The sequence below is a fragment of the Mycobacterium sp. 852014-50255_SCH5639931 genome (assembly GCF_001665605.1).
GTDB classification, from domain to species: Bacteria; Actinomycetota; Actinomycetes; order Mycobacteriales; family Mycobacteriaceae; genus Mycobacterium; species Mycobacterium paraffinicum.
The window spans coordinates 126,312-140,661 of the sequence record NZ_LZSV01000017.1 but is presented as its reverse complement, the minus strand read 5'-3'; the positions used below and the strand labels follow the sequence as shown (position 1 = coordinate 140,661).

The following is a 14,350-nucleotide window of genomic DNA, read 5'->3' as shown; positions in this document are numbered from 1 at the left end:
GTCTTAAGTCAAGCCCAGCGCCTGCGGAACCATGTAGAGCCCGAAGCCCATGACAACGAGGCACAGAACCCAGGTGATGTATTTGTGCGGCCCGCGCATGCGCCACTGCTCGGGCAACGCCTTTGCCTCCAGCGCCAGCAGCAATCCCAGCACGATCGGCAGCAGCAGGGCGTTCATCACTTCGACGTCCACGGCGAGGTTCACCAGGTCGACGCTCGCCAGGACGAGAACGGCGCCGACGACGTGGGCGAGTCCGTAGGTGATGTAGAACTTGGCGGTCTCACGGTTGGGCCGCTCGTTGAGCGTGTGCCGCCACCCGAAGACCTCCGCGAGCCCCCACGCCCCGGCGAGGGAGGCAACGATCGCGGCGACCAGCGCCGCGCCGAGCATTCCCAACCCGAAGAGGACCGTCCCGCCGGTGCGGCCCAGGTAGGGGGTGAGCGAATTGGCGATCTCGCCAACGGTGTTCAGGGAGACCCCGCCCTCGTGCTCCCCCACCGTCGAGGCCATCGTGACGACCACCGCGATCATGATCAGCTGGGTCAGCACAGCGCCGGTGGCCGTGTCGTAGCGGGCCTGCCGAATGGTGGCCTCCGACAACCGTTTATCCACCACGGCGCCCTGCTGGTAGAAGACCATCCACGGCATGATGACGGCGCCGACGTTGGCCGCGACCAACAGCAGATATGACGAGTTGCCCAGCGGCATCGAGGACAAGCCGTCCAGCAGCGCGTTGAGCCGCGGCCGCGCCAGCACCATGGCGACCAGGAACGCCAGCTCGGCCGCGCCGATGATCAGACCGATGCGCTCGACGCGCCGGTAGCTGCCGGTGAACGCCAACGCCAGCAGCGCGGCGGTCGCGACCGGGATGCTGACCCACCGCGAAACACCGAACAGCTCCCCCACCCCGGCGACGCCGGCGAACTCCGTCAGCAACGCCCCGATCGCCGAGGCGAACAGCGTGAAGGCCGACAGCCACGCCCAGCCGCGGCCGAAGCGCTCCCGAATCAGCGCGCCATGACCGCGCTTGGTGACGATGCCCAGCCGCACCGTCATCTCCTGCACGACATAGAGGATCGGCATCAACATGAGCTGCGGCAGCACCATCCGGTAGCCCCACTGGGCGCCGGACTGCGACGCGGTGATCAACGACCCCGCATCGGTGTCCGCCAACATCACCACCAGACCGGGGCCCCAGACCGCGAGCAGCCCCCACCGCAGCCAGCGGCCGCGGGCCCGCAGCGACACCGACGGCGGACCGTCGAATTCTTCCGCCACTGGTGTGGTGGTATCGGTCACCCTTGCCCCATTCCTTCACACGACTGCGTCACGGCCCGACTGCCGATGATAACTAAGGCTCACCTAACCGCTGCAGTTTCGCTGAAGAGCGGCATTCTCAAATCTGCGATCTGCCCTCTCCGAATGCGAGAGTACGTCACCGGGGCATGCGCAAGGGACGAGATAACCCGGCAGGCGTGCGTCCGACCGGGTCAGGCGTCGATCACGAGTCGATCGCCCTTGGCCCGGGACACGCACACCAGCATCTCGCCGTCGCCCTCCACCGTGCGGCCGCGGCGATCAACCTGCCCCGCAAGCACTTTCACCTTGCAGGTGCCGCAGAAGCCTTGCTGACACGAGTAGGCGGTGCTCGGGTCGCCGTCGAGCATCACGTCCAGCGCCGACCGGTTCCCCGGGACGCCGAGCACGCGCCCCGAGCGGGCGAGTTCCAACTCGAACGGGACACCGTTGACGACGGGCGGCGGGCCGAAGCGTTCGTAGTGCAGGGGCGCGTTCGCGTGCCGGCCGCGCTCCGTACGCACCGCTTCGAGCATCGCGGTCGGGCCGCACACGTAGACGGCCGTCGCGGGCCCGGCGTCGGCCAGCAGTTCGCCGGCGGTGGCGATGCGGCCGCGCTCGTCGTCGGCCCACACGGTTACCCGGTCGGGCGCGATCGCCACGAGCTCGTCGAGCAGCGGCATGTACTCCCGGCTGCGCCCGGCATACGTCGCGCGCCAGTCGATTCCGTGCTGCTGGGCGAGCCGGACCATGGGCACGATGGGTGTCACCCCGATGCCGCCGATCACGAACAACACCTCGCGCTCGTCGGTGACGAGATAGAACGCGTTGCGCGGGCCCTCGAACTCGACCGTGTCGCCCACGTCGAAGGCGTCGTGCATCTCGATCGAGCCACCGCCGCCGTCGGCGATCCGGCGCACCGCGATGCGGTAGTCGGTGCGCCGACCGGGTGGACCGCACAGTGAGTACTGGCGGCGACGGCCCGAAGCCAGCCGGATATCGATGTGCGCGCCGGGAGTCCAGGACGGCAGCAGTCCGCCTTGAGCATCGGCGAGTGTCAACGCGACCACGTCGGGCGTGAGAAGTTCGCGCTTGGTGACCACCGCGGCGTTGGTACGCGGCACCGGCACGACCCGAGACGGGTCCCACCGCGACGCCGATGCCAACCCACCGAAGAGGGTGCCGACTCCCCACAACGCCGTGTAGAGACGGTCGCGCTTGCGGCGACCGTACAGGTCGGCGGGTCTGCTACTCCAAATCGCATGTGCCACTGCGAATTTCCTATGCCTGTCGGATGTCGATGACCTGGTTGACCCATTCGGCCGTGAGCCGGGCGATGACGTCGGGATGGGAGGACACCACCCAATGCCCACCCTCGATCGGGATTACCCTGCCGCGGGCCGGTATCGAGCCGGTGAACCGCTGCAGGGGCGGGGACACGAAATAGTCCTTGCGCGCCACCAGCACCTGCACGGGGACGGTCGTCTCCGGCAGCTGCTTTCCCGGAGCCAGGAACGGCCCCGGCATGTTGGCGCGGTACAGGTTGAGCCCGTTGAGGTAGTCGCGGATCGACCGGGTGGTCGCCGCGCGCTGCCGGCCGGTGCCGCGTGGGCGGCCGATCAGTTCGACCGCGGCGAAGACCGCCACGGTCGCCCGGGACCAGATCGCCAGCTCGGGCACCCCCGGACACAGGAAGAACCAGATGTACGAGGACGCCAGCGCCTGCTTGAGCACGTCGAACACGCCGCGGGGCGTGCGCGCGGACCGCAGGAACTTGCCCGCGTAGTTCAGGTGCGGGCCGGAGATCGACGTGAACGAGGCGACTTTGCGCATCACCGCGTCGTCGGTGACCGCCGACCAGGCCTGGATGGAACCCCAGTCGTGGGCGACCAGGTGCACCTGGTCCACGCCGAGGCTGTCGATCACCGCGCCGATATCGGAAACAAGTTGGGGCAGGCGGTATCCCGAGCGCCTCGCCGGCTTGGACGAGGCACCGATGCCGCGCACGTCGAAAGCCACGAAGTTGAAGCGCCCGCCGAGCTCCTCGGCGACCCCATCCCACACGTGGTGGTTATCCGGGTAGCCGTGGATCGCCAAGATGGTCGGGCGCCCAAGGTCGATCTCCGAGCGGGCGTGGACCGCGAGGGATACGCCGTCGGAGGCGATTACGTTGCTGCACTGGGTCATTCGCGAACTCCGGGAGCTCAGTGCGCCGCGCGGGCGGCTGGTGATCGAGCCAGGTAGTCGACCGCGCGCCCGACTCCGCCGAGTTTGGAGGGGTGGAAACTCGGCGTGTAGTAGGCACCGACGACCCGCAGGAACTGGAAGGGGCCGGGCACCAGGCCACGCCGTGCCGCGCTGAAGTAGTCGCGCCAGCGCGGTTTGGTCCCCGGCGGCAAGTACGGGTCGACCGAATACATGAACCGCACGCCGCGAATGAACAACCACAGCAGCGCGGGCGTCACCAGCAGCTGGGTGCGCACCTGGCGCCAGTAGCCGGCGCGCAGGTGCTTCATCGTGTCGAACGCCACCGCTTTGTGCTCGACCTCTTCCGCTCCGTGCCAGCGCAGCAGGTCCAGCATCACCGGGTCGGTGCCGAGGGCGTCGTGTTGCGGGGTGTCGAGGATCCATTCGCCCAGGATGGCGGTGTAGTGCTCGAGGGCCGCCACCATCGACACCCGCTCGAGCAGCCAGCTCTGGCGTCGCCGCCAACCCCATCCGGGCCGGTCCCCGATGAGTTGGGAGAACAGCCAGGCCATCTGGTCGGTGAACGGCGTGACGTCGACGCCGTTGGCCGCGAAGTGGCCCAGCACCCCCGAATGCGCCTGGGAATGCATGGCCTCCTGGCTGATGAAACCCTGCACGTCCAGCCGCAGCTGATCGTCTTTGATCATCGGCAACGTGTTCTTGAACGCGTCGACGATGAACTCCTCGCCGGCGGGCAGCAGCAGGTGCAGCACGTTGCAGAAGTGGGTGGTGAAGGGCTCGTTGGGCACGTAGTAGAACGGCAGCGTCGCCCAGTCGAAGTCGACGTCACGTGCCTGCAGGACGATCCGCTCATGGTCGAGCGACGCGTCATGTGGACCCGTCGCCTGGTCGTCGACGGTGAACATGGTGGACCCCCTTGCTTGTTAGGCGCTGCGTTGCGCCTCGGCCTCAGCCTCGGTGATCAGGCGCTCACTGCGCAAGAACCGGACGAGATTCTCGACCGTCTCCGCCAGCGCCGGCTCACGCAGCCGGACCGCAGCCAGCGCGCGCGCACTTTGGTATTGGCTGTTGCCGTAGCGCTTGTCCCGCATCGCCGCGATCTTGTCCGCCGAGCGGGTGAGGAAATCGACCAGCGGGTAGATCGGATCCCGCGGCGTGCACCGACGGTTCATCTCTGCGGCGAACGACGGGATGTCGCGGTAATCGAAGCGGTAGCCGTAACGCTCGGTCAGGACCCGGGTGATGTCGGTCATGTTGTAGTAATCGTCCGCGGTCATGTTGAAGACCGTGCCCTCCTCGGCCGGCAACTCCATCAACGCGACGATGTGATCGGCGATCAGGTCCGCGGGCAGCAGGCTGAGCTGGTTGAGCGCGTTGGCGGCGACGCCGTGCTCGATCATGAACGCCATGGTGCGCACCAGGATGTCGTCCTGGCTGCCGAACCCCGCGCTGGTCGGCGAGATCAGCGAGGGCCGGAATATGCGCACGTCGAGCCCCTGCCGCTGGGCGGCGAACGCCAGCTGCTCGGCGACCCATTTGGTCTGTGAGTAGCCGAAGTCCAGGGCGTTCATCTCCAGGTTCGCGTCGGACTCCCCGACCACCGGCTTGACGCTCCACCCGTAGATGAAGGTGCTGGAGACCAGGTGGAAGGTTTTGCGGTGCGTGGTCATGGCCAGCCGCAACAGCTCGTGCGTCCCGATCACGTTGGCGGGCCGCAGGGCGTCGTAGGTCCTGACGTAGTTGACCAGGGCGCCGTTGTGGACGATGGCGTCGACGCCCTCGGCCAGCCTCTGGAACCCCTGCTCGCCGATGCCCAGCTGCGGTGCGGCCAGGTCACCGCAGACCACGCGCACCCGCTTGCGGACCTCGGCTTCCAGGGCCGGCGACCACAGCCGCGCCTTGCGCAGCGACGCGACGATCCTGTCCAGGCCGTGTGCCTCGTCCGTGGCGCGAACCAGTGCGTGGACGGTGCACGACGTCCGGCCGAGCAGGCTGCTGACCAGGAACGGCCCCAGGAATCCGGTCGCGCCCGTCAGCAGGATGTCGCTGGGCGTGCCCGAGCGCGCCGGCGGCAGCGCCGGCAGCGGAAGCTGCGCGTCGGCACGCATCCGCGACATCTCGTAGGCCTCGTACTCGGCCGAGATCTGTTCCAGTGCCTGACGTAGCGCGTCCAGCGGCTGCCCGGACCCCTCACCGAACTGCCGCATGAGACGGAAGAACTCGGCGACCGTCAGCCGCTGCAGCAGCCGCGTGTTGACCTCCTCGGCCAGCTCCCCCGCGCCGTGCTCTTCCAGCAGGGCCTGCAGGTCGGCGCGCAGCTCGGCGAGCGCCAGCGAGTCGATGCCGAGGTCCGCGAAAGAGCAGTCCTCCTCGCCGGTGAGGTCGTAGCTCTCGATCAGATTCCGGAACCGGTCCAGCGGCCCGGGGTTCGCCTCGGCCCGGTCGTGCGGCTGGTGCGTGTAGGTCGACAGGACGGGCAGCTTGCCGTCCAGCCAGAGCTGACGCGTCGACGAGCGCCTGATCTTGCCCGACGTGGTTTTGGGAATGCTGTGCGGCGGCACGAACGCGATGGTGTGCGGGTCGATGTGGCCGTGCCGCCGGATGGCCCGCGCCAGGGCCTTGCCATCCGGTCGCGCGTGCTCTCCGCGCACCTCGGCCACCACGGTCAGCACTTCCTGCTCGTCGTGCTCCACCGAGAAGGCGGCGACGCAGCCGCCGCGGACCTCCGGAGCCGACCGCTCCACGATGCCCTCGATGTCGGAGGGGTAGCAGTTGACGCCGCGCACGATGATCAGGTCCTTGCTGCGGCCGCACACGAACAGCTCGCCCTCGTACAGGAAGCCGAGGTCGCCGGTTCGCAGGTAGGTGTGCTCGGTGTCGCCGGGGATGCGGGCCGCGAAGGCCTCCGCGCTCAGCTCCGTTCGGTTCCAGTAGCCGCCGCCCTTGGACGGCCCGTCCAGCCAGACCTCGCCGACCCGGCCCTCGCCGAGAGCCTGCCCGGATTCCGGATCGACGATGCGGACGACGTTGCCGTCGATGGGCTTGCCGCAGCTCACCACCGGGGCCTGGTTGCTGTTCTCGGGCTGGGCCTTTTCGACCCGCGCCAGGTTGTTCTCCAGCGCGCGCTTGTTCAGCGCCAGCGTCTGGCGCCCGCGAAGCGAGACGATCAGGGTGTTTTCGGCCATGCCGTACGCGCCGGTGAGCGCGTTCGGCTCCAGGCCGTAGGGGGCGAAACGCTGCCGGAAGCGGGCGAATGTGCTGGCGCGCAGCGGTTCTGCGCCGACGACGATGCTCTCCAGGCTGCTCAGGTCGATCCCGGCGAGCTCGGACGTGGGCAGCTTGTCCTCGCGCAGGCACAACTCGAGGGCGAAGTTGGGCACCGGCGTGTGGGTGGCGCGCACGTCGCTGATGAGCCGCAGCCAGGCCGACGGTCGCTTGAGGAAGTCCAGCGGGGACATCGCGTGTGTGGTCCCGCCGACCAGCAGGATGAACAGGTAGGCCGAGATCAGGCCCATGTCGTGGTGTTGCGGGAGCCAGCTGACCAGCACCTCGCCGCCGGCAAAGGCCGACGCGTTGGCGATGACGTTGGCGTGGCTGACCACCACGCCCTTGGGGTCGCTGGTGGAGCCGGACGTGTACTGCAGGAAGAGCACCGGTCCAGGCGTGTCGGGCACGGGCGTGCCGCCGAAGTCCTGTGTGCCATCGGTTCCGTACCAGGGCAGTTCCGGGGGTCGTTGGGCGTCCGGCCAGGGCGACCCATCGTCGAGGTGGTTGAGCAGCAGGCGGTAGTCGTATTCGAACTGCTTGGTCGACAGCACCGCCTTCGCCTGGCAGTCGCGGGCGATGAAGCTGAGTTTGGCCAGTCCCGACTCGAACGACATCGGCAGCGGGGGGCTGACCGGCACGGCGACCACCCCGAGGCGGGCGCACGCATAGAACGCCGCAACCATCTCCAGGCCGGGCGGGTAGACCAGCAGCGCGCGATCTCCCGGGCGCAGCCCGGCCTCCGCCGACAAGTAGGCGGCCAGCTCGCGCGTCCGCTCGGCGAAACTCTGGTAGGTGTAGTGCTCCTGCTCGCGGCCTTCGTCGTCGACGAACCGGAAGAGGGTCTTGTCCGGAGTCAGCGCTTCCCGCATGTGCAGGTGATCAATGAGCGTCTCCATCGCAGGAGCCACCCCCTTCCAGGTCCACTATGAGCGATAAGAACTTTGGGATCAATCGATAAAGCCCAATGTAACGCCGCTAATGGACACGAGGCAAAGCGTGCAGAGGCTTTTCCGACACTGCACATTGATCTCACAGGATAGGCTTTCCCAACGTCACACATTGCGGGGAGCCCCATCCTCAACTACGGACTTCAGTATTTCAGTTTCCTCGTTCACCAGGGACTTTGGTCGGTAAAGCGTTCAGCAAGCCCGCGAATACTGAGATGCGTATTTACGTTGATGCTGAATTCTTGCCTTCGAATCCGTGCGCAATTGTGCCGCCATTTCGTATCGCCGACGCAAAGGGCATAGCCGCGCCCGAACGATTTGAAATCTCGCGCTTGCGGACGACGTTGGCAAGTGATTTCCGCCACGGTTCAGTCGGCCCCCGCGTTGCGGATCTACTGAGATGCGGAGTCAGCCGGTCTGGGCGACGCGGATGAGCGGGCCGGCGCGGGCCACCAGCCGGGTGATACCGACGAACCGTTCGCCGTCGATGATCGGTGAGAGCGGCTCCCCGTCGGCCTCGATGATCATTTCGCGGCCATTGACGTCGCGCACCCCACGACCCCGGAGCGTGCCGTTGGTGAGCGCCGCGGGCAGTTGCGCAACGATTAGCGAAGGCCGCACCTCGCCGGCCTGGAAGTGCAACGCGCCGGGCTTCTCGGCTTTCGGGAAAAGCCGGAACGGCCCGCCGATCCGCAGGTCGATGGCGCCGGCGTGCAGCACGCGGTGCATCCGTGTCGGAACCTCCTCGCCGTCGATGACGACCCGGGCGCGCGTCGGGGCGAACAGCACGGACGCGTAATTGGAGTTCTGCGAACGGCCGACTTTTGTACCGAGGTAGTCGCGGAACGAGCGACCGATCACCCGAACGACTTCCCCTCGGCCATGATCGGGTTTCCCGTAATACATGTCGTAGAACCGATTTCCGACACCCCCGGCGGCCAGTCCGAAGCACAGACGATGGAACGCGGCGCCGTCGGCGGTCTCACCGTCGAGTTGCAAGGTGTCAAGGCGCATCTCGGGCGGGGGCCGATCCGCCTCGGCGGCGGCCGCGAGCGCGCGGATGATGGCATCGGGCCGGCCGCGCACGCGCGCCTTGCGGGCGACGGCGTTGACACTGCCGCCGTTGGTGGGGACGAATGTCGGCCAGCGCTCCGGGTCGCTCTCGCAACGCTCGATCTCGTTGATCAACCAGTGCAGCGCGCCGTCGCCGCCGTCCCCGACGAGGTGGGTGACCCGTGGATGGAGCTGGTCCAGGGTCTTGCCGAGGTCCTCGATCGAGGCGGTTTCGTGCACCTCGCCGAACGAACCGACGATGCGGCGCAACTCGGCGACGCGGTCGCCCCGCCCGCGGCGATTCCTGCGCGCGAGCGGATTGACGATGACCCCTAGGTACATCCGTGGCGCCCAGGTGAGGTTCCGCCGGCCATCCCACGCACGATACCTGCGGCGTCCCGGCGGGTGAGATCACGTAGTTAGGGTGGGCTGCATGCCTGGTTGGACCGCTGCAGACCTGCCTTCGTTCGCCGGACGCACCGTCGTGATCACCGGGGCCAACGCGGGTCTGGGCGAGGTCACCGCGCGGGAATTGGCGCGGGCCGGGGCCCGCGTCGTTCTGGCGGTGCGCAACACGGAGAAGGGCAAGGCCGCCGCCGAGCGGATGGCCGGTGACGTCGAGGTGCGCCAACTCGACCTGCAGGACCTGGGGTCGGTGCGGCGCTTCGCCGACGAGATGTCCACGCTGGACGTGCTGGTCAACAACGCCGGCATCATGGCCACCAAACCTGCAGTGACCGCCGACGGCTTCGAGGGCCAGATCGGCACCAACCACCTCGGCCACTTCGCGTTGACCAACCTGCTGCTGCCCAAGCTGACCGACCGGGTGGTGACGGTGTCCTCGCTGATGCACCACTTCGGCTACATCAGCCTCAAAGACCTGAACTGGCAGTCCCGCCCATATTCGGCGTGGCTGGCTTACAGCCAGTCCAAGCTGGCCAACCTGCTGTTCACCAGTGAACTGCAGCGGCGTCTGGGCACCGCCGGTTCTCCCCTGCGCGCGCTGGCCGCCCACCCCGGCTGGTCGCACACGAACCTGCAAGGCAACTCCGGACGAAAGCTGGGCGACGCGGCGGTGTTGGCGGTCGACCGCATTGTGTCCACCGATGCCGACTTTGGCGCCCGCCAGACGCTGTACGCGGTGTCGCAGGATCTGCCGGGCGACACCTTCGTCGGTCCGCGCTTCGGTCTGTACGGCCGCACCCAGCCGACTTGGCGTAACTGGCCGGCCAGGCGGGCCGGCACCGCCGCGGCGCTGTGGGACTTATCCGAAGAGCTCACGGGTACCGCGTTCCCGCTCTGAACCGAGCTCGGCGGGCGGTTTGCCGGGGCCCGACTAGATTAGTGGCATGTCGAGGGCTGATATGGCGGCGATTCTCGCCCTGTGCGCCGCGCTGGCGTCGGCGATCGGCAACGTGGTCCGTCAGCGCTCCGCCCAGGAGGTCACCGACAAACCCGTCGGCCACCTGGCACTCTTCGGCATGCTGTTGCGCGATACGCGTTGGTGGATGGGCGGTCTCGGAGACATCGCCAGCTACATCTTGCTGGCGGCGGCCCTGGACAAGGGCTCGGTGCTGTTGGTGATGTCGCTGCAGGTGACCGCGCTGCTGTTCGCACTGCCGATCTACGCGCGGATGAGCCGCCACCCGGTCACCCGCGCGGAGTGGGTGTGGGCGTTGTTGCTGACCGTGGCGTTGGTGGTCGTCATCGCGGTCGGCGATCCGACCGGCGGCGAGCAGCGCGCAGCGCCACACGTGTGGCTGATCGTCGCCATCGCGATGGGCCCGCCGCTGCTCCTGGGATTGCTGGGCGCCCGGATCTGGTCGGACCGCCCGGTGGCCGCGCTGCTGCTGGCCGCGGTCGCCGGTTCGTTGCTGGCGGTGTTCGCGGTGCTGATGAAGGGCGTAGTCGACATCCTCGAACACAACCCCGAGCAGTTGTGGACCAGACCCGAGCTGTACGGCTGGGTGTTCTGTGGGGCGGCCGGAATGATCTTCCATCAATCGGCTTACCGCGCAGGCGCTTTGACCGCGTCGTTGCCGACGATCATCGCCGCGAAACCCATTGTCGGCGCGGTTCTTGGGATCACCGTCCTCGGCGAGACGTTGGACGCCCACGGCTTTGATTGGGTCGTGCTGGCCGTGGCGGCGGCGTTGGTGATCGTCGCGACGGTGGGGCTGGCTCACGGCGAGGCCGCGACCGTGTCGGCCGGCGCCGGCCGCGACGTGCGGACCGCCGACGAGCCGAAACCGCCGTCGCCGCAACGCTTGAGCGGGTGAACCCTCCGGTCCGACGAACGTTGGGGCAGGTACATGATTCGAGCCTGTCGCCGGCTGCGCAGGTTTGCGCGATGCTCGACTGCCGTCATCACAAAGTGCGACACTTGTGTCGGTGGCTTCTAACACGGCGGCCATCGGGGATCAGGAGAGGAAGAAAGGATGAGGAGGGCAATGAAGGCGTCCGTGGCGGCGCTGATGGCACTGGCACCCCTCTGCATTCCACCAGCACAAGCGCGCGCCGACCCTTGTGCCGGCATCACGGATCCCACGGCCTACCAGGCTTGCATCGACAGATCCCCGACCGATGACACGATGCACGGCCCCCGAATGGGCAATTGCGAGGCCAGCCCCGACTACGGACAACTGGGCCAAATTTGTCGGGACGCCTGGGTTCGAAAGTCTCTGCCCTCCCGTGGGCCAGATGGGTTCGCCACTTAGGCCCTATGTGTGTGCCAGGGGTTTTCGACCGAACCCGATCCTGGCGGTCTGACCCGCACAGGCGTCCACTGGCGCGTTTCGCGGAAAGATTCAGGGTCGGAATCCGGAGCGACTGCCCTGGCTTTCGGCGCTGGTGACGAATAGACGTCGCGAAGCGCCGCCGAATCGGCGCCGCGGCTTGACCAAATGAATCTCACAATTCCCGAAGTGAGTAACCCCGCGGGCGAATACGCTGTCAATCGACCAGTCGGGCCACGTAGGGGGCAGGAACGTCACCGAAAGGGACAACACGTGGGACGCGAGAATCGGTCCCTTAGCGGACCTCAGGCCGCGCAGGCCCGCATGCGAGGCATCAGGATTATCGACTCCAAGCTTTGACAGGCGTCAGCAATGGACTTCTGGGCTCCTCCCGAGATCACCTCGGCACTGATTCATTCAGGGCCGGGGCCCGGATCATGGCTCACCGCTGCCGAGGCCTGGCGCCAGCTGGCAATCGAGCTGGGGCAGACCGCCGCCGGCTACGCTTCCATCGTTACGGCCATTCCCTGGCAGGGGCCATCAGCGACGGCAATGACCGCATCCACCCTTCCCTATGTCGCCTGGCTACAGACCGCCTCGCTGCAGGCCGCTCATATGTCTATGGCGGCTACCACGATGGCCAGCTCGTTCGCGGGCACCCAGGCCGCCATGGTGCATCCCAGCGTGGTCACCGCAAACCGCGCGCTGCTGGCGCACCTGATCGCGACAAACGTTTTCGGTATCAACTTTCCCGCCATCGCTGTCACCGAGACCCAGTACCTGCAGATGTGGGCGGATAACACGACCGCCATGCTGGGCTATCAAGCCAGCAGCCTCCAGACCATGGCGATGCCGACGTTTAACGCCCCGTCCCCGATGACCACTCCGGCCGCCGCTACGGTTCAAACGGCTGCGGTGGGCAGGGCGGCAGCGGCCGCCCCGCTGGCACTCGCCCCGGCGGCAGCACCCGACCCCGCGCAATTCTTCGCCAATCCGTTCGTTCAGACCGTCAACGGTTATCTGCAGAACCTGGTCAGCAGCGGTGTCTTCAACCCTCAGTCCCTTATAGGTTTGGTCACGGGCGGCCACGATTACTTCCCCGGTCAGTTCCCAGACGTCCTGGCCGCCACCCCCCGCAACCTGGCCATTGCCTACAACATCACCGGTCCCGAGGCCGTGGGAGGGGCTCCCAACATCTATGCCACGCCCTATCCCACGCCCGCCGCTACGGCCAGTGCGGTAGAGAGTTCGGCCACCGCTTCTCTGGGCAAGGGCATGTACGTTGGCAATCTCGTGGTCCCGCCTTCGGCGGTCACCGCCCCGATCCAGCTGTCTGCCGCACAGGGCCCGTTGATGGCAACGACGGCCCAGGGCGCGCCGCTCACTCCGATGTTCATCCCGCCGATGCCACCGGGGGCACGTAAGGCCCAGCGGGATAAGCCCGACGAGAAGGGCTATGGCCCGCCGATCTTCGGCAATATCATGCGGCCACCTCCGTCAGGCGGATAGACGAAGGCATCCGGCGGGTGTAGCGGGTTCGCCGGTCTCGACCAAATACGTTGTACTGCAAGCATTTACTCTGGGCCATGAAGGTCTCGAGACAGCGGTGCCGCTCTCGTGCCTGATTGATCGATCGATCTAACTAGTTTGCTGGTTGGGTTTTCGGCGACTAACACATGCGCGTCGAGTCGCCGTCTGCCTCGATGTACCCCATAATCGGTGACCATCAGGGGTCAAGAAAGGACAACCCGTGAAGAAGGCATTAACGGGGGTGTCGGCGGCGGCAGCCATAGCGCTGGCGCTGCTCTGCATTCCGGCGGCACAAGCACACGCCGACGATCCCTGTAGCGGCATCACTGATCCCGCCGCCCATCAGGCTTGCATCGGCGGATTCCCGCACGATAACGCCATGCGCAGACATCTGCTGGGCGATTGCGAAGGCGCAAGCCCCTTTGACGGGCAGTTGGGCCAAGTTTGTGGGTAACTCTGGGTCCGCGCCCCGGGTTTCAGCCCTTCCCACATAGCCCTGCACCCCTTGGGGCGCTCAAACCGATGGGCCCGGGACGGGCTGTGGCGGGCCGATCAGCTCATGCCTACTCACTCTGCACTGAAGCCGGCCGCAGCGGGACAAACTAGTCCCTGACGAACGTTGGTGGCAGGTACAGGATTCGAACCTGTGAAGCTTTCGCGACGGATTTACAGTCCGCTCCCATTGGCCGCTCGGGCAACCTGCCGCCAGACAGGTTACAACGAGGGGGTAGACAAAGCACAAACGGCCATCACCGGATGAAGGGACGGATCGAATGGCGGACTCATCGTTCGACATTGTCAGCAAAGTCGAGCGCCAAGAGGTCGACAACGCACTCAATCAGGCCGCCAAAGAGCTGGCCACCCGCTTCGACTTCCGCGGCACCGACACCACGATCGCGTGGAAGGGCGACGAGGCTATCGAGCTGACGTCGTCGACCGAGGAGCGCGTCAAGGCGGCCGTCGACGTCTTCAAGGAGAAGCTGATCCGCCGCGACATCTCGATGAAGGCCTTCGACGCCGGCGAACCGCAGGCGTCGGGGAAGACTTACAAGGTGAGCGGCACCCTCAAGCAGGGCATCGACAGCGAGCACGCCAAGAAGATCACCAAGCTGATCCGCGACGACGGGCCCAAGGGCGTCAAGACGCAGATCCAGGGCGACGAGATCCGGGTCAGCAGCAAAAAGCGCGATGACCTGCAGGCCGTCATCTCGATGCTCAAGCAGGCCGACCTCGACGTCGCGCTGCAGTTCGTCAATTACCGGTAGCTCCCGTGCGTTCGGTTCGTGCAGTAGAATGAGCTGCACGAACCGAACT

Annotated in this window: 11 protein-coding genes and 1 tRNA gene; 5 read left to right on the top strand and 7 right to left on the bottom strand. The window is 66.8% G+C overall.

The annotated features are described in order from the left end of the window. Nucleotides 1-3 precede the first annotated feature (3 nt). The 6 genes from A5758_RS10385 to A5758_RS10360 all read right to left on the bottom strand — a co-directional run bounded on the left by A5758_RS10385 (nt 4) and on the right by A5758_RS10360 (nt 9,113). A complete protein-coding gene (locus A5758_RS10385; RefSeq protein ID WP_067739648.1) occupies nt 4-1,299 on the bottom strand; it encodes an NRAMP family divalent metal transporter in 1,296 nt (431 codons plus the stop codon). A 191-nt stretch (nt 1,300-1,490) separates the two neighbouring features. Then, nucleotides 1,491-2,567, bottom strand: coding sequence for a PDR/VanB family oxidoreductase (locus A5758_RS10380; RefSeq protein WP_082939650.1), 1,077 nt, complete (start codon nt 2,565-2,567; stop codon nt 1,491-1,493). Nucleotides 2,568-2,577: 10 nt separating this feature from the next. Continuing rightward, on the bottom strand, nt 2,578-3,483 hold the full coding sequence (locus tag A5758_RS10375; protein ID WP_067739646.1) for an alpha/beta fold hydrolase: 906 nt from the start codon (nt 3,481-3,483) through the stop codon (nt 2,578-2,580). A gap of 17 nt (nt 3,484-3,500) precedes the next feature. Beyond that, nucleotides 3,501-4,409, bottom strand: coding sequence for a metal-dependent hydrolase (locus A5758_RS10370; protein WP_067739644.1), 909 nt, complete (start codon nt 4,407-4,409; stop codon nt 3,501-3,503). Nucleotides 4,410-4,427: 18 nt separating this feature from the next. After that, nucleotides 4,428-7,667 (bottom strand): fatty acyl-AMP ligase, encoded by a 3,240-nt coding sequence (locus A5758_RS10365; protein ID WP_067739642.1) that lies wholly within the window; start codon nt 7,665-7,667, stop codon nt 4,428-4,430. 459 nt (nt 7,668-8,126) lie between these two features. Next, the gene (locus tag A5758_RS10360; protein WP_067739640.1) at nt 8,127-9,113 is read right to left on the bottom strand and encodes a diacylglycerol kinase family protein; all 987 of its coding nucleotides are present in this window, start codon (nt 9,111-9,113) and stop codon (nt 8,127-8,129) included. Between the two features lie 91 nt (nt 9,114-9,204). Here A5758_RS10360 and A5758_RS10355 point away from each other — a divergent pair, with 91 nt between their 5' ends. From A5758_RS10355 to A5758_RS25730, 4 genes are all read left to right on the top strand, one after another. Next, the gene (locus tag A5758_RS10355) at nt 9,205-10,074 is read left to right on the top strand and encodes an oxidoreductase (RefSeq protein ID WP_067739638.1); all 870 of its coding nucleotides are present in this window, start codon (nt 9,205-9,207) and stop codon (nt 10,072-10,074) included. Between the two features lie 46 nt (nt 10,075-10,120). Then, the gene (locus A5758_RS10350; RefSeq protein WP_067739636.1) at nt 10,121-11,050 is read left to right on the top strand and encodes a DMT family transporter; all 930 of its coding nucleotides are present in this window, start codon (nt 10,121-10,123) and stop codon (nt 11,048-11,050) included. A gap of 828 nt (nt 11,051-11,878) precedes the next feature. Continuing rightward, nucleotides 11,879-13,015: a PPE family protein gene (locus tag A5758_RS10345; RefSeq protein ID WP_067739634.1), complete on the top strand. Its 1,137-nt coding sequence runs from the start codon at nt 11,879-11,881 to the stop codon at nt 13,013-13,015. Between the two features lie 241 nt (nt 13,016-13,256). Beyond that, entirely contained in the window at nt 13,257-13,490 is a 234-nt protein-coding gene (locus A5758_RS25730) for a hypothetical protein (protein ID WP_156622583.1), read from the top strand. Between the two features lie 166 nt (nt 13,491-13,656). Here the strand turns inward: A5758_RS25730 and A5758_RS10340 are convergent. Next, a tRNA-Tyr gene (locus tag A5758_RS10340) sits at nt 13,657-13,740 on the bottom strand. 69 nt (nt 13,741-13,809) lie between these two features. On the opposite strand from A5758_RS10340, the gene A5758_RS10335 reads away from it, so the two are divergent. Beyond that, nucleotides 13,810-14,301: a YajQ family cyclic di-GMP-binding protein gene (locus tag A5758_RS10335; protein ID WP_066956577.1), complete on the top strand. Its 492-nt coding sequence runs from the start codon at nt 13,810-13,812 to the stop codon at nt 14,299-14,301. The last annotated feature ends 49 nt before the right edge of the window (nt 14,302-14,350 follow it).

Coding starts and splice junctions, on each gene's coding strand:
- A5758_RS10375 (WP_067739646.1), bottom strand. CDS start 3,483: ATGACCCAGTGCAGCAACGTAATCGCCTCCGACGGCGTATCCCTCGCG.
- A5758_RS10370 (WP_067739644.1), bottom strand. CDS start 4,409: ATGTTCACCGTCGACGACCAGGCGACGGGTCCACATGACGCGTCGCTC.
- A5758_RS10365 (WP_067739642.1), bottom strand. CDS start 7,667: ATGGAGACGCTCATTGATCACCTGCACATGCGGGAAGCGCTGACTCCG.
- A5758_RS10360 (WP_067739640.1), bottom strand. CDS start 9,113: ATGTACCTAGGGGTCATCGTCAATCCGCTCGCGCGCAGGAATCGCCGC.
- A5758_RS10355 (WP_067739638.1), top strand. CDS start 9,205: ATGCCTGGTTGGACCGCTGCAGACCTGCCTTCGTTCGCCGGACGCACC.
- A5758_RS10350 (WP_067739636.1), top strand. CDS start 10,121: ATGTCGAGGGCTGATATGGCGGCGATTCTCGCCCTGTGCGCCGCGCTG.
- A5758_RS10345 (WP_067739634.1), top strand. CDS start 11,879: ATGGACTTCTGGGCTCCTCCCGAGATCACCTCGGCACTGATTCATTCA.
- A5758_RS10335 (WP_066956577.1), top strand. CDS start 13,810: ATGGCGGACTCATCGTTCGACATTGTCAGCAAAGTCGAGCGCCAAGAG.